This is a genomic window from Cupriavidus sp. GW822-FHT03E04 (assembly GCF_058801495.1).
In genome coordinates, this window is record NZ_JBXANI010000011.1 from 248,910 (window position 1) to 274,803 (window position 25,894).

General features: G+C 64.7%; 17 protein-coding genes. 7 read left to right on the forward strand and 10 right to left on the reverse strand.

Going from position 1 to position 25,894, the window contains the following annotated elements:
* The first annotated feature begins 10 nt into the window (after positions 1-10).
* On the forward strand, positions 11-1,042 hold the full coding sequence (locus AC1RQC_RS18050; protein ID WP_492830674.1) for a 4-hydroxythreonine-4-phosphate dehydrogenase PdxA: 1,032 nt from the start codon (positions 11-13) through the stop codon (positions 1,040-1,042).
* 55 nt (positions 1,043-1,097) lie between these two features.
* Positions 1,098-2,273 carry an L-rhamnonate dehydratase gene (locus tag AC1RQC_RS18055; protein WP_492884215.1) on the forward strand — a complete coding sequence of 392 codons (1,176 nt, stop codon included), beginning with the start codon at positions 1,098-1,100 and terminating at the stop codon, positions 2,271-2,273.
* Between the two features lie 141 nt (positions 2,274-2,414).
* On the opposite strand, the gene AC1RQC_RS18060 is transcribed toward AC1RQC_RS18055, so the two are convergent.
* The 3 genes from AC1RQC_RS18060 to AC1RQC_RS18070 all read right to left on the reverse strand — a co-directional run bounded on the left by AC1RQC_RS18060 (position 2,415) and on the right by AC1RQC_RS18070 (position 5,692).
* Entirely contained in the window at positions 2,415-3,473 is a 1,059-nt protein-coding gene (locus tag AC1RQC_RS18060) for a porin (protein ID WP_492884217.1), read from the reverse strand.
* 126 nt (positions 3,474-3,599) lie between these two features.
* Positions 3,600-4,556 (reverse strand): Bug family tripartite tricarboxylate transporter substrate binding protein, encoded by a 957-nt coding sequence (locus AC1RQC_RS18065; RefSeq protein WP_492884219.1) that lies wholly within the window; start codon positions 4,554-4,556, stop codon positions 3,600-3,602.
* Positions 4,557-4,612: 56 nt separating this feature from the next.
* Positions 4,613-5,692, reverse strand: coding sequence for a 4-oxalomesaconate tautomerase (locus tag AC1RQC_RS18070; protein ID WP_492830676.1), 1,080 nt, complete (start codon positions 5,690-5,692; stop codon positions 4,613-4,615).
* Between the two features lie 60 nt (positions 5,693-5,752).
* Here AC1RQC_RS18070 and AC1RQC_RS18075 point away from each other — a divergent pair, with 60 nt between their 5' ends.
* Positions 5,753-6,658: a LysR family transcriptional regulator gene (locus AC1RQC_RS18075; RefSeq protein WP_492884221.1), complete on the forward strand. Its 906-nt coding sequence runs from the start codon at positions 5,753-5,755 to the stop codon at positions 6,656-6,658.
* A 77-nt stretch (positions 6,659-6,735) separates the two neighbouring features.
* Here AC1RQC_RS18075 and AC1RQC_RS18080 read toward each other — a convergent pair whose 3' ends face one another.
* Positions 6,736-7,686 carry a LysR family transcriptional regulator gene (locus AC1RQC_RS18080; RefSeq protein WP_492830678.1) on the reverse strand — a complete coding sequence of 317 codons (951 nt, stop codon included), beginning with the start codon at positions 7,684-7,686 and terminating at the stop codon, positions 6,736-6,738.
* A 220-nt stretch (positions 7,687-7,906) separates the two neighbouring features.
* On the opposite strand from AC1RQC_RS18080, the gene AC1RQC_RS18085 reads away from it, so the two are divergent.
* The 4 genes from AC1RQC_RS18085 (at position 7,907) to AC1RQC_RS18100 (ending at position 12,313) form a co-directional block, all read left to right on the forward strand.
* Positions 7,907-8,671: a hypothetical protein gene (locus AC1RQC_RS18085; RefSeq protein ID WP_492884223.1), complete on the forward strand. Its 765-nt coding sequence runs from the start codon at positions 7,907-7,909 to the stop codon at positions 8,669-8,671.
* 179 nt (positions 8,672-8,850) lie between these two features.
* Complete coding sequence (locus AC1RQC_RS18090) at positions 8,851-10,680, forward strand: gamma-glutamyltransferase family protein (protein ID WP_492884225.1); 1,830 nt, start codon at positions 8,851-8,853, stop codon at positions 10,678-10,680.
* Between the two features lie 105 nt (positions 10,681-10,785).
* Positions 10,786-11,766, forward strand: coding sequence for a Bug family tripartite tricarboxylate transporter substrate binding protein (locus tag AC1RQC_RS18095; protein ID WP_492814181.1), 981 nt, complete (start codon positions 10,786-10,788; stop codon positions 11,764-11,766).
* A 4-nt stretch (positions 11,767-11,770) separates the two neighbouring features.
* The gene (locus AC1RQC_RS18100; RefSeq protein ID WP_492814179.1) at positions 11,771-12,313 is read left to right on the forward strand and encodes a GAF domain-containing protein; all 543 of its coding nucleotides are present in this window, start codon (positions 11,771-11,773) and stop codon (positions 12,311-12,313) included.
* 119 nt (positions 12,314-12,432) lie between these two features.
* Here AC1RQC_RS18100 and AC1RQC_RS18105 read toward each other — a convergent pair whose 3' ends face one another.
* The 6 genes from AC1RQC_RS18105 to AC1RQC_RS18130 all read right to left on the reverse strand — a co-directional run bounded on the left by AC1RQC_RS18105 (position 12,433) and on the right by AC1RQC_RS18130 (position 25,889).
* Positions 12,433-13,062, reverse strand: coding sequence for an SCO family protein (locus AC1RQC_RS18105; RefSeq protein ID WP_492370950.1), 630 nt, complete (start codon positions 13,060-13,062; stop codon positions 12,433-12,435).
* Between the two features lie 92 nt (positions 13,063-13,154).
* Positions 13,155-14,789, reverse strand: a complete 1,635-nt coding sequence (locus tag AC1RQC_RS18110) for a cytochrome c/ABC transporter substrate-binding protein (protein ID WP_492370951.1) — start codon at positions 14,787-14,789, stop codon at positions 13,155-13,157.
* A gap of 2 nt (positions 14,790-14,791) precedes the next feature.
* Positions 14,792-15,634: a LolA-like protein gene (locus tag AC1RQC_RS18115; RefSeq protein WP_492370965.1), complete on the reverse strand. Its 843-nt coding sequence runs from the start codon at positions 15,632-15,634 to the stop codon at positions 14,792-14,794.
* Positions 15,635-15,651: 17 nt separating this feature from the next.
* Positions 15,652-16,437, reverse strand: coding sequence for an outer membrane lipoprotein-sorting protein (locus AC1RQC_RS18120; protein ID WP_492370952.1), 786 nt, complete (start codon positions 16,435-16,437; stop codon positions 15,652-15,654).
* Between the two features lie 46 nt (positions 16,438-16,483).
* The gene (locus tag AC1RQC_RS18125) at positions 16,484-16,969 is read right to left on the reverse strand and encodes a hypothetical protein (protein WP_492370953.1); all 486 of its coding nucleotides are present in this window, start codon (positions 16,967-16,969) and stop codon (positions 16,484-16,486) included.
* 154 nt (positions 16,970-17,123) lie between these two features.
* Positions 17,124-25,889, reverse strand: coding sequence for a cadherin-like domain-containing protein (locus AC1RQC_RS18130; RefSeq protein WP_492370954.1), 8,766 nt, complete (start codon positions 25,887-25,889; stop codon positions 17,124-17,126).
* Positions 25,890-25,894 lie beyond the last annotated feature (5 nt).

A 25,894-nucleotide genomic window follows, 5' to 3' on the forward strand; every position in this document is an offset into this window, starting at 1 on the left:
TGAGAACCCCATGACCCAACGACCCAGAATCGCCATGGTGCTCGGCGACCCCGCCGGCATCGGCCCCGAACTGATCGCCAAGCTGCTCGCGGACCCCGATACCGCGGCGCGCGCCGATATCCTGCTGATTGCCGATCGCGACGAATGGCGTCACGGCATGCAGGTGGCCGGTGTTGACATCGCACTGCGCGAAACCGATGCGCTGGTGTTCGCCGGCAATGACAGCAACAATGCGGCGCGCCTGTTCCACTGGCAGCTCGACGGCAAGCCCGCTTACCAGCGCGGCGTGGCCAGCGCCGAAGGCGGCCGCTACAGCCTCGGCACGCTGGCACTGGCGCTGGAGCTGGCCGACGCCGGCAAGGCCGATGCCATCCTGTTCGGCCCGCTCAACAAGAGCGCGCTGCATGCCGCCGGCATGGGGCATAACGACGAGCTGCACTGGTTCGCCGAGAAGCTCGGCTACCACGGCGCCTTCTGCGAGTTCAATGTGCTCGATGGCCTGTGGACCTCCCGCGTGACATCGCACGTGGCGCTCAAGGACGTGCCCGCCATGATCAACCGCGCCAGCGTGGGCGACGCCATCGACCTGATCGACCAGGCCCTGCGCGGCGCCGGCATGGCCCGCCCGCGCATTGCCGTGTGTGGCCTGAACCCGCACAACGGCGACAACGGCGCCTTCGGACGCGAGGAGATCGACATCATCGCGCCGGCCGTGGCCGACGCGCAGTCGCGCGGCGTGGCGGCCGATGGCCCGTTCCCCGCCGACACCATCTTCCTCAAGGTGCAGGGTGGCCCGGCGCAGCGGCAGTTCGACGCCATCGTCACCATGTATCACGACCAGGGCCAGATCGGCATCAAGCTGATGGGTTTCTCGCGCGGGGTCACCGTACAGGGCGGCCTGCCGGTGCCGATCACCACGCCGGCCCACGGCACCGCCTTCGATATCACGCAGCAAGGCCGCGCCGACCTCGGCGCCACGCTGCAGGCTTTCCGCATTGCCTGCCAGATGGGCAGCAGCCGCGCAGCCCGCCAAGGCCAGTAAGCCCACTAAGCCCGCCACCCATTCGCCACTGGCAACCAAACCCACGGAGACTCTCTTGAAAATCACCAGCATTCGCACCCGCGTCTTTGAATGGAAGGGCAAGACGGTGCCCCCGCAGGCCCACTTCTGCACCAACGCCACCGACATCCTGTTCGAGCGCGGCGACGCCATGGGCTCCTTCCGCTTCCACGGCTGGCTGGTGGTGGAAGTCGAGACCGACACGGGCCTCGTCGGCATCGGCAACTGCGCGCTGGCGCCGCGCGTGGCCAAGGAAATCATCGACCAGTACCTGGCCCCGATCGTGATCGGCCAGGACCCCTTCGACAATGAATACCTGTGGCAGAAGATGTATCGCCGCACCCATGCCTGGGGCCGCAAGGGCATCGGCATGGCAGCGATCTCGGCGGTCGACATCGCGCTGTGGGACCTGATGGGCAAGGCCGTGGGCAAGCCGGTGTTCAAGCTGCTGGGCGGGCGCACCAAGGAAAAGATCTGGTGCTACGCCTCCAAGCTCTACAACAACGACGACCGCGACGCGTTCCTGGCCGAAGCCCAGAGCTATCTCGACCAAGGCTTCACCGCCATGAAGATGCGCTTTGGCTATGGCCCGAAGGATGGCCCCGCCGGCATGCAGAAGAACATCGAGCAAGTGCGCCTGCTGCGCGAGCTGGTGGGCGACAGCGTCGACATCATGCTGGAGTGCTATATGGGCTGGACGCTGGAGTACGCCCGCCGCATGATTCCGCGCCTGGCCGAATTCAACCCGCGCTGGCTGGAAGAACCGGTGATTGCCGACGACATCGAAGGCTACGCCGAACTCAAGAAGATGAGCCCCTTCCCCATCTCCGGCGGCGAGCATGAGTTCACCTCCTACGGCTTCAAGGACCTGCTGGAGCGCCGCGCGGTGGACGTGATCCAGTACGACACCAACCGGGTTGGCGGCATCACCGCCGCGCAGAAGATCAACGCCATGGCCGAGGCCTGGTCCGTGCCGGTCATCCCGCACGCGGGCCAGATGCACAACTACCACCTCACCATGGCCTCGACCGCATCGCCGATGTCCGAGTTCTTCCCGGTGCACGACGTGGAAGTGGGCAATGAGCTGTTCTATTACATCTTCAAGGGGGAGCCGGCGCCGGACAGGGGGTACCTGCAATTGGACGATAACTTGCCGGGGTTGGGACTGACGTTGAATGAAGCGTATTTCGGGGAGTTCGAGATAATTGAGTGAGGCCGAAGCCGTCTGCGGCGCCCGAGCGCATCGGACAGGGCCGGCGGCGCCATGCGACAGGCGCTGCCGGCCCCGTATTCGCTGCCTGCATCCGGACGAACGGCTTGCGCGCTCCGGCAAGCCGCGGTTGCGAGCGATGCATCAGAAAACATGCCGAAGCCCGACCATCGCACCCACCTTGCCACCTACCCTTCCTTGCGACTTGATCAGCGCGTATCCGCCAGTGATGCGGTTGTAGTCGGCTTCGAAATAGACATCCGTGCGCTTGGATAAACGGTAGTCGGCGAGAAGATAGGCGGCCGAGCGCCGGCCACCCGGGTCCTTCTGCTCATCGTGGAATGCCCCCACGCCGACCAGCCAGGCCGGTGACCACTGATAGCTGACGCCGCCGATGATGACTTCGTTTCGGGTGCCAGTGGCGCTGTAGCGGTTGGAGAGGTATCCGGCAGTCGCTTTCAGGCGGCCGCTCGCGTATCCGGCCGTAGCGCCCACGGTCTTTCTTGCCTGCGCGCCATTGGCACTTCGGGCCTGCTGGTAAGACGCACTCGCCTGGAATTTCTTGTCATCGTAGCCGAGGCTGATCCCGGTGCTGGCGTTGGCGCGCGTGTTGCCGGGCACTTCACCGAAGGCGTGGTGCGCGGCCAGCTTCCAGCTGCCGGCCTTTCCTTCATATTTAACCGCATTGTCTTGCCGGCTACCGGTATAGACGCGAGCGATCGCCAGCGTATCCAGGTTCGGGTTGCCGAAGATCTGCGCGCCTGCCATCGCCTGATAGGCGACGCCATACTGGCGGCCCAGCGTGATCGCGCCGAAACGGCTTTGCATCCCGACAAAAGCCTGCCGGCCGAACATGCGCCCCGTGCCACCGGATGACGCTTGGCCATAGCCCGCGACGGATGACTGCAGGGCGCTTCCGGTGCCGAGGTCAAAGCCCCCTTCCAGCACATAGACCGCTGCAGTCCCTGCGCCGAGATCCTCTCTACCCCGCAGTCCGAATCGCGACCCGTTCAGCGCGCCCTCCGATAGTTCGAGCTTGCCGTCCCTGGCCGTATTAGCGTTGGTCGCGTACCGGATGCCGGCGTCGACGATGCCGTACAGCGCCACGCTGGATTGGGCATGCGCGGCGCACGCCATCAGTGTTGAGATCGCACCGAGCGAAGTGTGCTTTGCGACGCGAATGGCGAGCCGGTATTGGTTCATTTGTCCCCCGTGGTCAGGTTTTGTGAGGCCATGTTGCAAGGCCATGCTGTGAGGCAAGGACGTGTGCGAATCGCGCGATGCACCGAGCTTGACTGGGCTGGCGCCGCACACCGGGAATTGCCGGAGTCAGTCCGTGGTCATGCCGGCCGCCTGAACCACCCGCTTCCATTTGGCGAGTTCGGCGCTCACGAGCGCGCCGAGTTCCTGTGGCGTGCTGGTCTGCACGTAGGCGCCCTGCTCCGCGATCTTGTCCGCGACCTCCTGATCGCGCAGCGCTGCATTGAGTTCCGCATTCAGCCGGGCGACGATCTCCGGGGGCGTGCCCGCGGGGGAGAACATGGCATACCATTGATCGACCGCGACATCAATCCCCAGCTCGTTCAGTGTCGGCGTGTCCCTCAGCAGCGGGGTGCGCTTGCTGCTGGCCACGGCGAGAACGCGAACCTTGCCGTTGCGGATCTGCGGGTAGGCGGTGAACAAGCTCGGGAACATGATCTGCGTATTGCCGGCGATCGTATCGACCAGCGCCGGCGCGGATCCCTTGTAGGGCACGTGCACCATCTGCGTCTGCGTGGCCTGCCTGAATAGTTCCGCGGCGGCATGGGGCGCGGTGCCGTTGCCCGCGGAGGCGTAGTTCAGGTTGGCATCCTTGGAGCGCGCCAGGTCGATCAGCTGCTTCATGTCGCCGGCTTTCACCGTCGGGTTGACCACAACCAAGGTGGGGGAACTTGCGACCATGCCGATCGACGCGAAATCCTTTACCGGGTCGTAGCGCAGCTTCTGAAGAGCCGGGTTGATCCCATGCGTCGCGATGTATCCGAACAGGATGGTATACCCGTCCGGCTTGGCCCGCGCGACATACTCGGAAGCGATCGCGCCGTTGGCGCCGGCACGGTTTTCCACAACCACCGGCTTGCCGAGCGACACGCTCATGCGCTGGGCGATCACGCGCGCCATGGCATCGTTGCCGCCACCCGCCGAGGTTGGAACGACGATCGTAATGTTCTTGTCGGGGAAGGCGTGTGCCACGCCGACAGTGAGGGCCAGCGCGATGGCACAGGCGTGCCTGAAGGTACAAGCCATGATGGTCTCCTGGTGTTTTTTTTCGTGATGCGATGCAGGTCGAAGCACCCTGGGCGTCAGCCCAGCACTTCGTCGGGAACGGACAGCATGCCTTTCATGATGCGTCTGGCGGTGCGCACGAGCCCGATACGCCGGAAGCGCGACGGGCCGCCATCACGCTCCAGCTCGACGTGGACTTCGATGCTGCCGGCAGGGTGATGCACCACGATGCGGCCTTCCGGCGAGGGCGTCGAAGCAAGCCCGTTGGCCACTGTCCCAGGCACGCAATATGCCGCCGCAATGCCGACTGCACCGGTCACGGCGTGTGCCGCGTGGCAATGCGAAGGGGTGAAATAGCGTGACGTGATCTCATTCGCCCTGCCGTAGCGGCTGACGAGAACGGGCTTGGGAATGACGCTGTTGCTGACATCGCCCAAGCCCATCCGGCGACCAGCCTCCCTGCGCATCGACTCCAGCCGCGCGAGCATCTGCGCATTGGCATCGAGCGCCGTGGGTGTTTCGTCTCCACGCACGCCGAGCGACGCCGCATGAACGACAACGAGAGGCATGGCGGCATCGATACAGGTAACCGGGACCTCGTCGATCACGTCGATCGTGTTCCCGGTCGGGAACATGGCGCCGGTCACGCGCCCCCATGCATCCAGGAAGTTCAGCATGATCGGGGCTGCTGTCCCGGCAACCCCATCGATCCGCGTATCGCCGGCGTAGGTCACCTGACCGCCCGGGGTCTGGACCACGGCTTCGACGACTGACGAGGTATTGACGTTGAAGATGCGGATGGTAGTCGCGCACTGGCCGGCCCGGACCAAGCCCTCCTCGATGGCGAATGGCGCCACGGCGGCGAGCATGTTTCCACAGTTGGGACGGGTGTCTACCCGATTCTTGTCAACCGCAACCTGCGCAAACAGATAATCTATATCGCATCCTGGCCGAAGCGAACACGATACGATCGCCGCCTTGCTGGTCAGCGAACTGCCACCGCCAAGCCCATCGACCTGCAAGGCATGGGGCGAGCCCATCGCCGACAGCAATACCTGATCCCGCCTGGCCGGGTCCTCGGGCAGCCAGTCCGCACGGAACAAGGGTCCGCGGGAAGTGCCGCCACGCATCAATACACAGGGAATGTCTTTGCTCATGCATTTATGATGTCCTCAAGGTAATCATTTGTATATTGCAATCCCAGGAGACATCGTTGCATGGCACGCATCAATTTCGATTTGCAGGAACTGCAGGCATTCGTGGCCGTAGCAGACCGACTGTCGTTCCGCGCGGCCGCGGACGACCTCCACCTCTCGCCGCCGGCACTGAGCAGGCGCATTGAAAAGCTGGAAGGCATCCTGGGTGTCAAGCTGTTCGAACGCAGCACGCGCCACGTTGCATTGACGAACGTCGGACGCCTGTTCCTGGATCACGCACGGGCAGCACTCGAGGAGCTTGAGGGAGGGGTGCTGAACATCACGGACCTTGCCGCGCAACGCAGCGGCCTGGTGACGGTGGCCTGCGTGCCGTCCGCCGCCTACTACTTCCTGCCATCGGTGATCCTGCGATTTGCGCAGCACTACCCGCGCATCCGGGTCCGTGTGCTGGATGAAAGCGCCAACACCGTGCTGAATGCCGTCATCACCGGGCGCGCGGACTTCGGCATCAACTTCATCGGAACGCAGGAGCCGGACGTCGCCTTCGAAGGGATCTTCAGCGAGAAGTTTGTGCTAGCTGTTTGCCATGCGCATCCGCTTGCGCGCCGCAAAAGCGTAAGGTGGTCGGAGCTGGCCGACGAGCGGTTCATGACCGTCGACCGCTCCAGCGGCAATCGCGTGCTGATTGACTCTGCATTGGCAAACTGCGAACGCAGGCCGACAAGTTTCTTTGAAGTGGCCCATGTGTCGACGCTGCTCGGGCTGGTCGAAGCCGGGCTGGGCGTCGCCGCGGTGCCGTGCCTGGCCCTGCCCGTGAAGGGGCATGCCACGTTGCGTGGCATCCCGCTGGTCGAGCCCGAGGTGTCGCGGACCCTGGGCCTGATCACCCGGCACAGCGTACCGCTCTCGCCCACGGCCAAGGTGCTTCGCGACATGGTGCAGCAAACCGCCAGGCGAGCGATGTAGGGCGGCAGCCGACGGCTATCGCGCGGCGGACTACTTGGATGACATCGGTGATGACCATCCTGTTGCCGCGGCTTGCTTCACCCCTTCACCGCCACCGCCTGCAGCAACGCCCGCACCAGCGCCTGCAGCGGCTCGCTATGCTCCGTGCGCCGCAACCACATCGCGCCCACCGCGGGCAGGTCCCACGTCAGCGTATGCGGCAGCACAGCCGCGCTGCCGGTGGCCGCGAGCTCGGCCGCCACCGCGCGCGGCACGATGGTGATGGCGCGTGGCTGGTTGCGCATCAGCGTGGCGATGGTCTTGATCGAATAGGTTTCCACCATTGGCGTGGGCGGCACCGCGCCGGCGGTGGCGAACAGCGTGTTGATGGTGCGCCGGATCGGCGTGTGCGCGGGCGGCAGGATCCAGTCCAGCGCCGCCAGGCGCTGCCAGTCCAGCTTGCCGCGCGCGAGCCGCGCGGCGGCGTCGTTAGGCACCACCAGCGCTGGCTCTTCGCGGTAGAGCGGCGTCTGCGCGATGTCGTCGCCGGGCGCGTAGAAGGACCGCGCGATCACGCAATCGAGCTCGTGCGCGCGCAGCGCCGCCACCAGTTCATCCGTGGTGCCCTCGCGCACCAGCACCGCCACGCGCGGCTGCTGCAGCAGGCCGTGCGAGCAGGCCGCGTCCAGCACCACCGGCGCCACATAGGGAATCACGCCGATGCGCAGCCGCCCGTGCAGTCCGGCGCCGATCACCGCCAGCTCCCGCCCCAGCGCCTCCGTATCCGCCATGGCCAGCCGCGCGTGGGCCAATACCGCCGCGCCGGTGCCCGTCGGCTCCAGCCCCCGGCGCGAACGCACGAACAGCGGCACCATGAAGATCTCCTCGATCTCCCGCAGCGCCTTGGTCACGGCAGGCTGGGTCAGGTCCATCTCGGCCGCCACGCGCGAGACCGAGCGCTGGCGGTCCAGCGCCAGGAGCAGCGCGAGGTGCTTCAGGCGCAGGCGCGAGATGAGGTTGTGCTGGAGTTTGTCGACTGGTGAGGGCAATGAAAGTCCTGGGCCTGTGCGCATTGCAAGCCTTTGATTTTACAAAGGCACTTTTGAACCACCGGCACCGGCAGCGTACGTGCGGTAACGCGCGGACCGCGGTGGTGACGTTGTAGCACAATGTTTGGCGGATCCCGGCTGGACCTCAGCGCCGAAATCGTCACTTCTATGAGAAGACACGATGAACAGGGTCACAGGCCACCTGGCCGTCCTCCTCGCATTGAGCCTGTTTGCCATTCCTGGTGCGCAGGCGTCCGACATCGTCTGTAAAACAGCGCCCCGTGCGGCCCCTGCCGGCTGCCAAGGCCCGGCGTGCGCGCGGCAAACAGACAAACGCCCGCGCGCGGCGCGGCTCATCTGCGATTACGCCCTTCTGTCGATTGGCTATGAGCGCATCTATGCCGACCAGCAACGGCTGCTCCACGCAGGTGCAATTCGCAAAGCGGACATCGTAGCCTGGCGCAAGAAGCGGGACGCTTGCGACTCCGTGCACTGTCTTGACGGTGTCTTCGCGCAATGGCCGCAGCACGATGCCAGGCCGAAGTCAGCCCGGGACGCCAATCGCTCCGGCAAGCAGCGCGAGAGGCTGGAAGCGCATAACAGTCCACGACGCGGCGAAGCGGCAAGGCCAATGCCGCTCAGACAGAATCCACCAGCACCGGCGCAGCCGATGGCCGCGCTGCACAACGCGCCACCGGCCATGATCGCCTCCACGACGGACACGTCGTTCCTCGCTTCGCCGGCTGTCGCCGCTGCGCCCCCACTCGCTAACAAGGCGGCTTCCAGCCCCAAGGGCACTCTTGGCAACCTGGCCTGGTTTGGCGCGTTCGGCATGAGCCTGGCCTACCTGCTCAAACGCGGACGGGACAAGCGCTTGCGCAAAGTGGTTGCGCAGTGCCGGAGCACGCCGGCGCCCATGCTGGTGTTGTACGCGTTGATCGTTGTGAATGTCCTGCTTCTGCTCTTCGCGTTGGCGAAGGGGTAGTCCGAGTGCGGCCATGGCCCGTGCCATGCATAACCAATCCTTTATGCAACGATAAATTATTGACCAAAATCGGTTATCCGGTGACCTTATACTCCCAGGCACCAACCCCACTCGGCTTGCGTTGCGCGCTTGAGCGCCAGCGCGTTTCGCCACCCTGCCCGATCCGCCACGGAGTCTCCATGTTCACCACCCGCCCGGAAATCGTCGGTACCTTTGGCGTGGCCTCGTCCACCCACTGGCTGGCCTCGCAAACCGCCATGAGCGTGCTGGAGCGCGGCGGCAACGCGTTCGACGCGGCCGTTGCCGGCGGCTTTGTGCTGCAGGTGGTGGAGCCGCACCTGAACGGACCGGGCGGGGAGGTGCCCATCCTGCTGTGGAGCGAGCGCGAACGCGCGGTGCGCGCCATCTGCGGCCAAGGCCCCGCGCCCGCGCTGGCCGACCCGGCCGCGATGCGCGCCATGGGGCTGGACCTGGTGCCCGGCATCGGCCTGCTGCCCGCCACGGTGCCCGGCGCCTTCGGCGCGTGGCTGACCATGCTGCGCGACTATGGCACCTGGACGCTGGCGGATGTGCTGGCCCCCGCCATCGGCTATGCGCGCGACGGCTTCCCGCTGGTGCCACGCATCTCGCAAGCCATCCTGGCGGTGCGCGAACTGTTCCAGAACGAATGGCACAGCTCGGCCGATGTCTGGCTGCCTGACGGCCGCGTGCCCCGCCCGGGCAGCCTGCATACGGTGCCTGGCGTGGCACGCACCTATACACGCATCGTCGAGACGGCCGAAGCCGCCAGCGGCACGCGCGAGCAGCAGATCGACGCCGCGCTGGATTGCTGGTACCGGGGCTTCGTCGCCAAGGAAATCGACAGCTTCTGCCGTACCCAGGCGGTGCGCGACACCACTGGCGAGCGGCATAAAGGCCTGCTGCGCCATGAAGACATGGCGCGCTGGGCGCCCACCGTGGAAGCGCCCGCCACGCTGGATTTTGGCCGCTATACGGTGGCCAAGTGCGGCATCTGGAGCCAGGGCCCGGCATTCCTGCAGCAACTCGGCATGCTGCGCCACGCCGATCTCGCCGCGCACGCACCCACCTCGCCCGAGTTCGTGCACCGCATTGCCGAGGCGGCCAAGCTGGCCATGGCCGACCGCCTGGCGTGGTACGGCGACCCCAGCTTTGGCGATGCGCCGCTGGCTGGCCTGCTCGATCCCGGCTACCTCGCCGCACGCGCACGCCGGATCGGCGAACGCGCCTCGCTCGACATCCTGCCGGGCACGGTCGGTGGCCGCGCGCCCCGCCTGCCCGACCTCGGCGCGGCGGAGCGCACGCTGCGCCGCGCCGATGTGCGCTTCGGCGTGGGCGAGCCCACCTTTGCGGCCATGCCGCCGGTAGCGGAATGGGCCGAACGCGAGATCTTCGTCGGCGACACCTGCCACATCGACGTGATCGACCGCGAGGGCAACATGGTTGCGGCCACGCCATCGGGCGGCTGGCTGTCGTCCAGCCCGGTGATTCCCGAGCTGGGCTTCGCGCTCAATACCCGCCTGCAGATGACCTGGCTGGAGCCGGGCCTGCCCAACACGCTAGCGCCGGGCAAGCGCCCGTGCACCACGCTGTCGCCCTCGCTCGCGCTGCGCGACGGCGAGCCCTATATGGTCTTCGGCACCCCCGGCGGCGACCAGCAGGACCAATGGTCCGTCGCTTTCTTCCTGCGCCACGCCGTGCACGGCATGAACCTGCAGGAAGCCATCGATGCGCCTGCCTGGCATGTCGATCATTTCCCCGGCTCGTTCTGGCCGCGCTCGGTGGTGCTCAACCGGCTCAGCGTGGAGTCCCGGCTGCCCGAGGACACCATCGCGGCGCTACGCGCGCGCGGCCACGAGGTCAAAGTAGGCGAGCCGTGGTCGGAGGGGCGGATGTCCGCCTGCACGCGGGAGCGCGATGCGCAGGGGCGGCTGGTGCTGCGCGCCGGCGCCAATGCGCGTGGCATGCAGGGATATGCAGTGGGCCGCTGACGGTGCATTGGCTCACTGGTCCACTGTCTGCTGGACCCGACTTGCAGGATCGAATCAAACCGGATCGCACCGTGCGGTTCGCATAGCCATCGGAGAAGGAAAGAGATGAAAGCCGTTTTGAAGCACTGCTTGCTGGGCCTTGCCACGTTCTCGCTGTTTGCCGCCGCCTCGGGCGCCGGCGCCGCCGATCCCTTCCCGCAAAAGCCCATCACGCTGATCGTGCCGTGGGCCGCTGGCGGCTCCACCGACATCCTTGCCCGCGTGCTGTCCGAGCACCTGACCCGCTCGCTCGGCCAGCCGGTGATCGTCGACAACAAGCCCGGCGCCTCCGGCAATATCGGCTCTGCCATGGTGGCGCGCGCCAAGCCAGACGGCTACACGCTGCTGGTCGGCTCCATGAGCACGCACGCGATGAACCCCGCGCTGATGCCCAACATGCCCTTTCGCGGCGTGGAAGATTTCACCCCGCTGGGCCTGCTGGCCTTTGTCACCAACACCATGGTGGTCAACCCATCGGTGCCCGCGCACAACGTCAAGGAGCTGATCGCCTACGCGCGCGCCAACCCCGGCAAGCTGGCCTATGCCAGCGCCGGCCCTGGCTCCACCAACCACCTGAGCGCGGTGCTGTTCGAGAAGATGGCCGGCGTGCAGATGCTGCACGTGCCCTACAAGGGCGGCGCGCCCGCCGTGGTCGACACCGTGGCCGGGCAAACGCAATTGCTGTTCTCCGCCGGCACGCAGACCCTGCCCCACGTCAAGGCCAACAAGCTGCGCCTGCTCGCCGTGACCGAAGCCAAGCGCTCGCCGCTGCTGCCCAATGTGCCCACCGTGGCCGAGACCGTGCCCGGCTATGAGCTGTCCGTGTGGTACGGCGCCTTCGGCCCGGCCGGCATGCCACCGGCGCTGGTGGCGCGCCTGAACCAGGAGATCAACCGCATCATGTCGCTGCCGGACGTGAAAGAAAAGATGAACGCCATCGGCGTGGAAACCGCCACCTCCACACCTCAGCAGTTCGGCACCATCCTGCGCCGCGACGCGGACCGCTATGGCAAGTTGATTCGGGACCTGGGCATCAAGGGGGAGTGAAACCGTGACCGATATCGTGAATGACGCGGCGCCCTGCGTCGTGACCTTGCCTGTGGCGCTGCTAGCCTCGCTATGCGACACGCTGGCGCGCGCAGCCAAGCCCGCCATCGCCTTCGACGCGATCGGCAGCGCCACTGCCGCGCTGCTGGGCCCGGGGCTGCTCACCATCAACGCCTACCGGCGCGCCAGCTCCGAAGTGGTGCGGCTATGGTCCTCCGACACCGCCGCCTACCCAGTGGGCGGCCGCAAGTACAAGGCTGATACGCCGTGGACACGTTGCGTGCTGCATCAGGGCGAGGTCTTCGTGGGCGAGGGGGACGCGGCGCTTGAAGCCGTGTTCGACGATATCTCGACGATTCGCGGGCTTGCGCTTTCGGCCGTGGTCAATGTACCGGTATGTGAGCGCGGACAATGCGTAGGGACGTTCAACTTCCTTGCGGCGCGCGGCGCGTGGACGCAGACCGAGGTGGCCGTGTTGCGCTTGCTCGCGCAGATGGTGGCGCCGGCGGTGATGGCGGCTAGCCCGGCGGCGCAAGCAGAGCGCTGAGACGGGACGTCCGGCATCCGCCTTGCCGGCCAGCGAAACGTCTACTGTCGGCATTCCGGCGCTTTGCAGGGACCTGACGGAGATCCCTGCAAGGCGCCAGAAGCCGGATCATGCTCCAGTCAGTTAGCTGCGACCAGCTTCTGATAGGCAAGGAACAGCTCGTCCGCGGTAGCAAAGCCATCGATCCGCAGCCATGGATTGCCCGGCGCCGCACGCAGGAATACCACGGGACTGTGGTTCATCTTGTCCTCGTGATAGACGTTGAATGCGCGCTGCGTGGCAACGCTCGCGGCAACAGCGCCGGTGTAGTGCTGCCATTCGGGACCCGCTCCGAACTTCGTCGCATATTCCCGCAGGCGCGACGGCGTGTCCTGCTCCGGGTCGATCGAGATCGACACCATGTGCACCTTGTCCCTGTTCGGGCCAAGCTCGCCCTGCAATTGCGAGAGCGTCTGGCTGATCACCGGGCAGACGGATGTGCAAGTGGTATAGATGAACGTCAGGACCACGGGGCGGCCATCGTCCAGTTCATCCTTCAACGACACGGTACGGCCATCGTCTCGTACCAGCGTCACGGATGGCAGTGAGTAGGCCGCGGTGGATGTGCGCGTGTCCCGCATCATGTGGTGATGCGCATGCGGATCGGCGCCATCGTGCGCCAGCGCATACGGCATCACCGCCGCGATCGTGCTCCCCGCCGCAAGGGCCGATACCAGCGCCCTGCCCCATCGTTCTTTGAACGCGCTCATGGAAACCTCCTTCAGCAATTATCGACACGCTGCGCTGGCGGATCTTGGCAATCCGCACATCCCTCCGGATGGACCTTCACCTGGATGCTTCCCTACGGCACCGTCCACTCCCCGTCCACGGTCAGCCGTGTATGCTCAGGCTCCGCGAACCGGACGATGTATCCCCCTTTGGAAGCGAAACGCTGGCCCGGCCCAAGCGTCAGGCGTGGATAGTAGCCGGTGATGATGCGGCGCTCTATCATGTCGTCCATGCGCTCCACCAGATAGTCGCGCGCAAACGCGTCGACCATGTGGCTCAGCGTCTCAGCCAGCAGGCCACAGGCAAGAAACGTGTCCGCCTGCGTCTGCTCGGCGACGACCGGGATACGCCGGATCGCAAACCAGCCCAGCGCATAGTCCACGCGCACACGCCGGCGCTCCGGCAGGTCGACGGGATAGGCGAGGCGAGTCACACCGCGCCAGCCCGTAGGCAACGGCGTGCGCTCGAGCCCGCCCATCAGGCCAGACATGAACACGTCAGCGCGCGGCGGCGGCGCGTTGCCAAGCGCGGCGATGTCGCCAGGCCGCAGCCACAGCATGAGCGCGTCCGCGCCCGCTGCGCCGCGCAGCGCTTGAGCCACGCTCTCGCCGTTGGCGAGAGCGTGGCTGGATACCGCGACGCCGTGCCCCTTCAGCTTGACGGCGAGCGCCTTGGCCGCCGGCTCCCCGCTGTCGCCGGCACGATAGAACTGGCGCACCGACTTCGCCACCTTGCCACTGCCCGCATCCAGGATCTTCTTCGCGATCAGGTCCGCTTCCAGGAGCACGCCGCTGGAGAAATACAGGGAATAGAAATCGGTATCGCTGTTGACTGGCACCTCGATATTCGGAAACAGGCATGGCACGGATTCCTGCTCGCAGAAAGCATGGACCGGCGCCCAGTTCCTGCCACCGAGCCCGGACACCACGGCAAGGACAGGCTCCGCCGCCAGATGCCGCTTGAGTTGATCCAGCCAGGTCGCTTCCGGGCCTGTGAGTTCCCAGACATGCAGTTGCCAGCGGCGATTGACCATGAACATCATCTTGCGCGAGGTACGTAGCGCAGGGGTCGGCCCGAGCGGAAACGTGTTCTTGTCGGCGAAGTAGTGGTCCAGCACATCCAGCATGCCGCGGCGCTTCACGGGATCCGCATCGGGCGTGATGATGGTAGCGAAATGGAGTACCGTGTCCGTGACCCCCGGCGGCCTGCGTTGGTCCATCCGCTTCAGGTATGCGATCAGTGCGGCCATGTCGGCATCGTTCAGCGCGAATTGCGGCATCAGGTAATTGAGTGGCCTGCCTTCCGAGTCCAAGCCCTCGCGGATGGCTCTGGCAACAGTGTCATCGGTATACGGATCGCGATCGGCCCGCATGCCCTCGACGTATGGGAGGTCGAGGTCCTCGAGGCTCTTGGCGCGCGGGTGAAAGAGATAGCGCCCGGTGATCGGCGGCACGGTGCCAAAGCCCTCCTTGGCGCCGAGCCCGCTGCGCCGATGGCAATTGACGCAGGCCGCGGCGGCCCCCTGCATCCGCATGCCGCCATCGCGGATCGCGTCGAGCGGCGCCCCCGAAGGCAGCTCGCCACGCTGGAAAATCGCTTCGCCGGCATCCGTTGCCGAAGCGCCGCTGGCTTGGCCGCCAAACCCCGTCAGCGCAGCGGCGACGAAGCCCGCTGCGAGCGCCCGCAGGGCGGATAGTCCCCGGCTCATCGCTATGGCGCCGGCCGGGCCATATCGCCCGGACCTGGCCGCGCCTGGGCATCGATCGACACCGGCTTATCCTGCCTCGGCGTGCCGGGCTTGGCGAACATCCAGTCGCCCAGCGAGGGGTTGAACGAGACTTCGTCGATCACGAGCTTGTCCGTTGCCTGGGCCGTCGCGACGCCGCTTTCGATCGTGCACGGAATCTGGAGCCCGTCGATTGCCCTGTAGTCGCGATAGAAGACAGTGACTGTGTGCGACTGTCCCAGGACATTGCGAGATTCGCGGTCGTATTTGAGTTCCAGGAATGTCTTCGCGTCGATCCACAGGCGGCGGCTCCCGCCCGAAGGTAGCCGGATGCCAAGGCGGTATGCCTTGTGCCCTTCGACCTCATCGACACCTTCGAGCGTCACGGCGATACCCTTGGCCTCGTAGTCCATGAGCGGCCCGTCGATCACCTGCTCGTCATGCGCGAACTTCACCTCTTCCATCGAGTAGGGTTGCAGATTCGGCTTGCCGCCCTGGGTCGGGTGGAGCTTCCAGCCATGGCTGCCATCAAAGACGCGCACGGCCATCTGATTGAGCGCGGTGATCTCGAAGCGAGTCTTGTTGGGACGCTTCATGGCCAGCAAAAAACGTGCAGGCGCATTCGCGCTCTCCACGTGTCCGACCCAGACCATGGTCTGGATCTTCCGCCAGGCCTCAAGCCCTCCCCGTGCCGCGGCGTTCTTCTCCACGATCTGGGCCACGCTCAAATCGGGCGACGCCGATGGCTGCGCCGCCAACACCGCCAAAGCCGCCATCGCCGCCATCGAGACACAAGCAGCGAGAACCCCAAGGGCGATCCGTCTTATCGTCATAGCCCCCCTCCTTACTTGCCGGGCAACCTGGCCGACGCCAACTGCGGTTTCGCAAACACGGCATCGTCCACCGGCGGGTTCATCGCCACGTGCTCGACGGTCATCCGGTGGGCTTTCTTGACACCTTCGACAGCGGTCTCCATGACATGCGGCATCTTCAGCCCGCCCTCCGTCTTGTAATCCCGGTAATAGACGGCAACGCTATGCATCCTGCCGTCCAGCTTGCGCGGCTCGCCCTCCATCTTCAGTTCGAGAAAACTCGTTGCGTCGACCCACAAGCGCCGCTCCACGCGGTCTTTCATCGTCAGCTTGAGCTTGTAGGCCTGGTGCCCCTCCACGGACTCCATCCCCAGCAGTTCGACCTTGGTGCCTTTCCTGGCGTAATCGACCAGCGGGCCATCCAGCTCCGCGGCTTGCGCGGCAATCTTGGCCTCGGCTGCGCTGTACGGCTCGACCTCATCGCGCCCCAGGAAGGGCCTGACCTTCCACCCTTGCGCCCCGTCGTACACCTGCAGGGCCGTCTGGTCCTGGAAGCGAAGCTCGAAGCGGCTCTTGTGCGGCCGCTTCATCGTGGCCACGTACGGCAGCATCACGTCCTTCTTGCCGCCGACATCGATCTGGCCCGACATGGTCAGACTGTTTACCGCCCGCCAGGCTTCAAGCCCGCCGCGGGCAGCCACATTCCGGTCGGCGATCTGGGCGGCCGTCAGCCGGCTCCCCGATGCGCTTTCCGTCGCCGCGCCGGCTGATCCCGCCAGAGACACCAGGCCCAATGCCAGGAAGAGAATTCGGTTCATGAGCACACCCCCCAATCCATGCCTCAAAGATCGCGCCCGCGCGCGTTCATTCAACCACCAGGCCGTCGATATGAAAGGAACCGATCATCACGTTGACGCGGTCCCCGGTTTTAATCAGGTTGCCTTTGTTGGAAAACACCATCCAGTATTCCTGGCCAACCGCCAGCGGGCCCGATTGCCGCAGCTGACCGATCTTGTCCATGACCGGAATCTGCAGAAGTGCCCGGCTCCTTTGCCCGAGCAGGTAGGGCGTCGCATTCTTGTCGCTCAGCATCTGGGCGATTCTGGGGTCGGTCACGCGATAGCTAAAGCGGATCAGGTTGCCCGATGCGGTCTGGCGCACGTGCAGATCCTCGACACCTCTGTAGAGATCGTAATAGACCTTCGCGTGTTTTGGCAGCTTCACCGGCGCATACGGCGAGGTCCTGGCCGGCGTCGTCGCGGCACGGACTGGCCCCGCCGGGGGCCCTTCCTGCGGGAAGGCCCATTCAGCCAGGGCGGTTCCCCCCCAGATGCAGCCGGCAAGCAGCATCGAGATCCTCGTCAAGTTCCTTGCATGACTGGACATGTTCGCACGCCACTCCCGGATGGCCACTGGTTCCTGCTTCTTCGACATTGGGGGGGGGGGCGACAAGTGCCGCGCCCCCTTCCCCCTTCGCGCCTCGACTTCGCGCTCCCACCCATTCCTAACGAACTGCCACCCCCTTCAAGGCCGACGTCTGCGTACCGGAACTATCGGTAATGCTGAGCGTGCCGTTCTGCGTGGAATTTGCTGCATCCCGGCCGGCAGGCCTGAACTGCACGGCGATGGCGCAGGTGCCGTTCGGAGCCAGGCTGGTGATCCTGCTGGCCCCGGTTGGGTTGACACTGCCACACGTCGTTTGCTGCGCAACGATGAAGAAGTTCGTGTTATCCACGGTGATCACCGGGTTCGCAATACCTGTCAGCGGTACGCTACCCGTGTTCTTTAGCGTGAAGACATGAACCGGCCCCGCATCGCCCCGCGCGACGCTGCCGAAGTCCTGGGTCGACAGCGTCAGGGTCGCGCTGGGCGAGGCGCCTGCCACGAACTCAACCGCTCCGATATCGAACTTGCCGCCTTGCGGCCGGACGGTACCGAAGAAGTCGTGATTCGGGGCACCCGCGTCGGTCGCGGTATTGATTGCCGGCGAACCCGACGTGATCGCGTAGTTGCCAAGTGGCACGTTGTAGCCCGGGCTGCCAGACGAGATGCTGGCGTTGAACAGGGAGAGCGGTCCGTAGGACATATTGATCCACTGATTGCCTTCATCCGGGGTCGCCGTCGGCATCAGGCCGAAGAGCGGGTTGGGCAAGACTGTATCCGAGATACCCGGCGGCACGGCGAATCCGACCCCTCCACCTTCCGGCGGAACCCGCGAGCCATTGCAGTACTGGCTGACAACAGCGGGGTTGGAACCCAGGTTGCTTGCCCCCTGGTAGTCGGCGGCGTCAGTCAGGATCGAGAATTGCGGGCTGAGCGTCAGGCCCGACTCATGCTTGCTCGGTCCGGAGTCGCCAAAGGCGCCGATGTCCCAGTAGATAGCCTTGGGGTCGCAATAGCCCGTCGTCTTCCCAGCTTGGTTCAGCGTCGGATTCAGCGTCACCACGTTCTGCAAGCCAGGGATCGACGGATTGAGGCCGCCCACCGTGATGTAGAACGAACGGTTCTGCCAGAACAGATTGTTGGCCATCACCGGGTTCGAGAACGTCGTGCAGGCAGAGGTTCCAACCGGGCAGGTGACCCCTGCATTGCTGAACGCTGCGATGAAGTTCGGCGTGTGCCGCGCCGTCTCGAGACCAGCCGGCTGGTAGGTCGACGTGGTGATCGGATCGCAAGTCGTTTCCGCGCCCACCGTGGTGCACTTCGTCGGCGGAGGTACATTGGACTGAGCGGCCGCGGGCGTGTTGAAGAGCACGCCTGCCGACGCCGTCGCGTCGTTGGAAACGATGGTGTTGTTGATGAAGTTGACGCCCACCGCATCCTGGATCGACACACCGCCCCCTGCCCACCCCGCGACGTTGTTCGCGATGATGTTGTTGGTGACGGAAACCCGGTACCACTTCGACGCGTCATTGGGACTGCGCTGTACATCGGTGCCGTTGATGCCCTGCAGCCGCAGACCACCGCCTTTACCGCTCTCCGCCGTGTTGCCGATCAGGAGATTGCCGTCGATCGTGAGGCCCGGGCCTGCGCCGTCGGACAGCTGCGGTGCGCAATCGACATCGACGGTCTGGTTCTCGCAGAAGGTGCCATCCGGCGGTACTCCCTGGGCGATGATGCCGCCCCCGTAGGTAGGTAGCGTCGGGTTGTTGCTCTGGTTGAAGAGCACCAGATTGTGCGAGATGTCGCCGTTATAACTGAAGCCGAAGTGGGCCACGCCGCCGCCGTCACCACTACTCATGTTGCCGCACACCCAGTTGTAGTTGAAGTGGTAGTTGTCGGCTCCCGAGCAGAAGGTCACGCCGCCGGCCGCCGATGGCGTGGTCGAATTGATTTCATCACCGTAGGAAGCGTTGGAGGTGACCGCGTTGTGATGCACATTCACGTTCATGTTGAAACCGAACGGAATCTGCGTCACGCCGTCCGCACCGATGGTCCCGTCCGGTACCTCGACCTGGCCGATCGTGATGCCGCCCGTGAGCGTGCCGGCATTGCCGAAGACGCGGTTATTGGAGATCTCCATATTGTGGTTCCAGCCGTGCAGGAATATGCCACCGCCACCTTGCGAGCTGTTGGTGAAGGTGATGCCATCGATGCGCGACGGATTGCAGAGGAAGTTGCTGGGATTGTTCGCGCAATCCGCGGCACTTGCCGTCAACGGCGTGCAGATGCCGTTCGCGGTGCAGTTCGGGTCGGGCTGTCCGTTGACGTCTTGCACGCCCTTCGCCAGAACTGTAATGGCCGCGCCTTCGTACGCGCCCATCAGCGTGGGCTCGATCAGAAGCTCGCCCAGGTTGCCGTTGAGCGTGCTGTCCCAGCCGAGGGTGGGCTCGAACGGTATTGGGTCGATCCGCCGCTGCATGGCCAGCGGATCGGTTGCCAGGCCCGTGGGACAGCTATAGGTGTTGGTCGGGTCGAACGGATTGGTCGGCGAGATCACCCCACCGTTGCGCGACATGCCAAACAGGCAGCTGACCTGCGCCCGCCACGGGTCCATCTTGCCAGACGGGTGCGTATTCGCGTTGACAGTCACCGAGGCAGCGCCAACGCCCTGCAGTCGGACCGGCTTCCACATCAGCAGCATCTCCTGGTAGACACCCGGGCCGACGATGATCAAGTCGCCGGGGACGGCCTTGTCGATCGCCGTCTGGATGGCGTTGCCGGTGGCGTTTTCGCCAGCGACGTAGGTCGGCGCCTTGCCGCCGATGCTGACGCTGACGGTGTCGACGGACTTCTTGCCATTGCCCGCGGTGATCACCAGTTCGCCATGGTCCGATGACAGCGCAGGCACCGTGACAGTGATCGACTGGTCGGTCCACGCCGTGATCTGCGCAGGCGTGCCGCCGATGGTTACGCTCGAAGGCACAGTGCAGGCGCCTCCGACGCTGGTACACCAGCTCCCGAAACCATAGTGGCGCGTGATGAACTTCTGATTGTAAGGGACCTTGCTCGCCCCTGGTCCACTATAGGCATGGTTGGTTACCTGCTGGTCGCCCAAGGCACTAATGGTCAAAGTGTGGCCCGCAGCGCTGACCCACGGACCGGCACCGCCGTTGCTGGCATCGCCTACGACCTTCGAGATCGCAGGCGTGGCATCCGGATACGCGCAGTCAGGCTGGTTATATCCATCCGCGAAGGCCTGCACCGGCACCACCGGCGTGTCCATGTACTGGGTCTGTCCTGGCATGAAGGGAATCTCGTAGCAGAACTGGCTGTACGCGGGGTTGTACATGGGATCCCTGATGGTCTGCCCGGGGTGCGCGGGATCCGGCATGTCCGGGTCGTTCATGCATGCGACCATCATGGTCGGCGCATAGCCGGTCGGATTCGGCGGATTGACTTCCCAGGTCGAATAGTTCAGGCCATTGAAGATGCCCCACTGGTCGGAGTACACACGGGCCACTTCGTTGCCGCCGAAATCCTTCATCGACACCGGCACGTTGGGTACGGCGAACTTCTCGCCGAATTGCGGCGAATACGGGTCGAATTCCGAAGAGAAGTCGTCCAGCATGAAGCCGGTGAAGTGCGCAGCGACGTGGGTTGAGCTGAATACCCAGAACTTCGCCAGCACCGTCATCTGATCGGTAAGCGTGACCTCCTTGCGGTCGCACAGGTGCCGCGACGCACCGGCGAACGGCGCCACCTCCTGCGAGCCCGGGAACAGGCTGATATAGTCGGGAACGATGCGCAGCGCACCGACGCAGGGCCAGAAGGTCTCGACGCTCCCGGTATCGCCCTCATGCCTGGGCGTGGATCCCAGATCCGTGGTCGGGTTCTGCGGATTGTTGGCGTTATAGGTGGCATTCACCGCCGCCTGGTCGGGCAGGATGAAGATACTGCCCAGGCCAGCGAACTGCTGGGTCACCGGCGCGATGTAGTTGTCGCCAATGAGGATGTTCTTGTCCTCCTCCTTCACCAGTTCGTAGCCCGGGGGCACAACCACCTCGACCACATACTTGCCGGGGGGCAGCATGGGCGTTCCGGCCTCAAAGACTCCGCCACCCGCGGGATTCGGCACGCAGATGCTGCAGTTGGTACCCATCGGCCTTCCGGTTTGCGGATTCCTGCCTTTCACGCTGGGGAATTGGTACATCCCATCGTAAGGCGCGGGCTGCAGCTGATTGAACATATGCATGCCGTCATAGCACTTGAACTGGGACTTTGCCGGCAAGGCAGTGTGCTTCGGATCGAGCCACTGGGTGCTGTTCTGCAGTGTGAAGAAGTACGGGTCGGTGGTTTCCTGGCCCGGACAGTTCATATTGGGCACGCCGTCGCTGCGGAAGCCCTGCGCCCAATCGTCCCAGCTGCTGGTCGTGGTGGTATCCACCAGGGTCAGGCTGGGCGTTCCATCCTTAGCAGTGCCCTCCTGATACAGGTTGACAGTCACGTTCGGCACGTTGGGCGTCCAGCTTGTGTGGATCAGCAGCGCGGGGTCGTCAAACGGCCGCGTGGAGGCATAGATCACCTCACCCTTGATGCCACCGTTCTCGTTTGCGGCGAACGGCGTCTTGCCGAACTCGATGAACGAGCTCTGGCCCGAGAAGCCTTGCCAGCCAAGGGTGGTCACCGACGGCGGATCGATCCGGCCGGTCGACGGGTTGGCGGCACTGTGGCCGGGGTGCAGGATCGAATAGCCAGTGCAATCCGCGTTGTCGCAGTACACCGCGCCGGGGACCCGTAGCTTGTCTGGCAGATGTGCAGTCGCGGATTCCGTTGTGTTGGCAAAATTCGCCGCAATGCTCGACTTACCGCCGCCAGGCGTGCCATCCGGCGGACCGCCGGCATCATAGACCACGTGCACACCCGTCTGCTTGAAACGGGTCGTATCGGCTTCCACCACATACCAGTTGAACAGCGGGAAGATCTCGTTGAACGCGGCGTAGCCGTTGAGGTCGGTATTGTTGAAATTGGAATAGCTGCCGTCGCGGAAGCGGATGTTGGTCGGCACCAGCGTGAGGCCAGGCTCGCCGTCCTGCGAGACGCCGTCACGGTTCAGATCGATGAATGATCTGGTATAGAGATTCGTGTGCCATTGCAGGACCGCGAGATCCCCGACATTGACGCTCCTCGCGTTAGGTCCAAGCTGTACCGCCGTGGCAAGGCCATCGACGATCTGATCGTTCCACTGGTCGAAGACCGTTAGCCTGAAAGTGCCATCGGGAATACCGGAAAAGCTGAACTCGCCTTTGTCGTTGCACTTGGTGAAGGCGATGTCCTCGCCGTCCGGATCCCCCAGGCTCACATAGCACTGCGTGAAAGCCAGGGAGTCGCGCGAGCCGCTGCCGTAGAGATGCTGGTTGGGCGGCCGGCTGTAGTGCAGGTTGGTGATTCTGCCATTGACCGCATTGGCGCACGAGGCTCCGGAACGGTCGCATAGGCCAGACTTCGCGGCATTGGTCCTGCGATCATTGATGATCTTCGCGTTGGCGAAGCCGACGGAGACGTGAAAGCCGGCCGGGCCAAACTCCTGGAAGTACGCCGGGCCGCCTACCTTGATGAAGGCATCATGGGCTTTCTGTCCATCGAGCGTATTCGTCTGGAGCCACTCCTCGCCCTTGGCAATTCTGTCGGCTGCCGGCGTTGCGACCACGCCGTATCTGCCGGGCATCAGATTGGCGATGATGGCCTGGCCGACCAGCGGGGACAGTGTCGTGCCATCGGATTCATATTTCGGACAGGTGGGAATCATGCCGACCAGTCCGTCTTTCGCCGACTTCGGCGTTGGCGAGATCGGGCACGCATTCAGGTGCGTGATCGGATCGATCATCCCCTGCAGCGAATTGGAAAGCGGCATGTTGAACATGTCGTACGTCATCTGTCCGGTCGGATCGCCCGTGCCACCGGCGTCGTCGAATAGCTTGATCTCGAAGCCTCCCAGTCCCGGCTCCCGGGACGTCCCGAAGCCCTCGGTGCCGCCGCTGACGTCGACTTCGCCGTTAAGCGGTGCATCATCCTCGAACACGAACACCGAGACCTTCGCCGTCGCCAGCGGCGTTTGTTGCAGCGGTATGTTGACCGTCTTCTGTGCAGGCGCGATCGGCGCGCCGCCCATGCCGTGGCCACAGGTTCCCGTTCCGGGGGCGAAATCCGCGACCGACGGGCAGTCCTTGGCAATACTGAAAGGCCTCTGCAACCCCTGGGGCTTGGCTGGATCGACCGGCTGGGGAGCGCCCGCGCCCGCAGCGAAGGGGTTGCCGGCATCGCCGGGCAAGATCGAAATGTAGTAGTGCTTGGCCGGGTCGAGCGCTACCTGGCTCGGGTCGACCGGGGCCTGCTGCGCGGAGTCCGTGCGACAGACGCCATTGCCAACATCGCACACGGCTGGCATGTGCGAATTGCTCGCTGGGTCGAAGACTGTCTGCCCCGCCTCGCAAGCAACCTGACCGACACAGCCCGCGGCAATGACAGGCATGTAGCTGGTATGGAAGCTGGTCCCCAGGCTCGGCACCGGCAGCGGCGGGCAATTGGCCGGCCGCGTGGCGGAGTTCACCTGGCATGCGAGGTCGATCTGGAAGGTGCGGTCTTCCTCGATGATCCAGCGGTAGTCGGTGATCTTGACCGGCGTTGCCCCCGGTCGCACGCTCGGCGCGTCAAATACGTTCACGACAAGGCCACTGCCGCCCTTGAACGTCACCGTCACCGTGGCAGCATTGCTCGATGTCTTCTGCGAATTCACCGCCTTGTACTTGAAGGTCACGCTAGCCGTCGTTGCGGGGCCCGGCGCAGCCGTGGGTATTGCCGTGAACGAGCCGTCCGCGTTCAGCATGACCGTGCCGCCCGTGGCGCTGCCGGCGACCAGCGCGGCAGTCAGCGGAAGCTGTGAAGGATCGCTATCGTTCGCCAGCACGCCGGGCGCGCCGATCTGCAACCGCGATGCAATGTTACTGAGGAAGCTGTCGCCGCCGGCTGTGGGCGCCCCTCCCTTGCAATTACCGGTACAGGCGGCCAGCGTCACCTTCGCCGTCAGCGCGGCGTTTCCGTTCGCCTGGTACGTGAAGCTGTCGGACGCAGTGCCAGTATTGGGCACGTAGGTAAACGTACCATCAGGATTCAAGGTGACCGTGCCGCCCGTGGGTGCTGTCAGCAGCTTGACGCCGTAGACGCCCACGTCGTTGGCGACCACGCCCTTGGCAGGGTCCGCCACCGTCAGGCTATTGCCCGAAACCAGGAAGTAGGAGTCGGGGTTGGCCTTCGCGGTCACCCCGCTGGCGGGCAGTGTGGCGCCATTGGCACCGATATATGCCATCATGCCGCCGTCGCGCTGATTGTTGGTGGATAGGCTCAGCTGGCGATCAAACACCGCCAGGGCTGCTGGCGCGGTCGCCGGAGCGACAGCCACGGGGGCATTGATCAGTACGTCATACGTCTTGCCTGCAGCCAGGAATACTTCATTCTGCACTCGCCGGGTCCCCGGGAGGAGATTGCCGTCCTCCGCTAGCAGCGACAGTCCCGAAACCACCTTGGGCGTACCCGAACTGTTGTCGGTTGTCAGCGCCCCTACGATGGACGGTACGTGCATGCGCAGACCAGCGTTGACGAAGCGCACCAGGACACTGCCGGTGGCGTTGGCAGGGTTCGTCGAGAATAGCGAAGTGGCGGTCTTGGTCCTGTCGAAAGCGATGCCATTGATAAGGTAGTAGCGCGGATCGTAGTTGACAGCAGGCGGATAGCACGCGGCTGCGCGGTCGCTGCAAATCACGCCAGTCAAGGTCAACGCCGCAACGACCTGCGCCCCGGTGCCGGTGGTACTCGTTACCGTAACGTCGGGAACGGCGTAATAGCCCGTCCCGGCACTGTCGACCGTGATACCAGTGATAGCGCCGGTGCCGTCCACGCTTGCGACATGAGCCGTCGCCGCTACCGAAGCGCCGCCACCGGAGAACGCGACGAAATCGCCAGCCTTGTAGCCAGTACCCGCGATGGGGTTGCCGGCGGAGTCGAGCGCCACCGAGATGGAACTGACAGAGTCCCTGAGGACGCGGGAGGAGGTTTCGCTGAAATTCGCGGTCGACACAGCCGTAGCCACGGCGGCATTTTGCGTGGCATCGATTTCACTGAGCAGCAGAGGAACGTCCGCGTTGTAGGTGACGCCCGGATAGGCGGTGCCCAGCGCGGGCACTACGGGAGCGGTGGTAACCACCAGCACGCCATAAAGACCCATCGGACCCTGGATGGACGGGTGGGTTCCCGATTCGATCAGGTAAGTACCGGGCTTGAGATTGCTCCATGTCAGCGCCGTTGGGCTTGCGCCTGTGGCCGTGGCCACTTCGGTTGCAAAGGACTGGACCCGGGGCCCCTGATTGGGCGGACTAAAGGTAGCGCCATTGCTATCCCCGGCGATCGGCCAGGTCACGGCCTGGACCGCATGGTTCGGGCTGGGCATTGTTGTTCGCGCCGCGCCCAAACCGCCGCCCAATTGACCCACGATCACCAGCGACGTGGGAATTCCCGAGGTGGCGCCCGGAGGCACCGGCAGATTATTGGTAAGGTTGATCGTCAGATTGCCAGGAGGGACGGTAATCACCACTGGCGTCCAGCTCGTCCCGGCATTCGGATTCAAGCCCTTGCAAGCGGCGGGCGCAGCGGCGCCGGTGCAGGTGTAGCCCCACATCGGCACAACTTGTCCGTCGGGCAGCGTGGTACTTGTCGCGCTCGCGGTCAGGTTGACACTCTGCGCGAACGACGCGCAGCTCGCCATCAATAGAATCGATGCAGCGAGGCCTGTCTTGACCAAGTCGAAGAGGCTCGCCTTGAACTGATTGGATCTCATCGCGT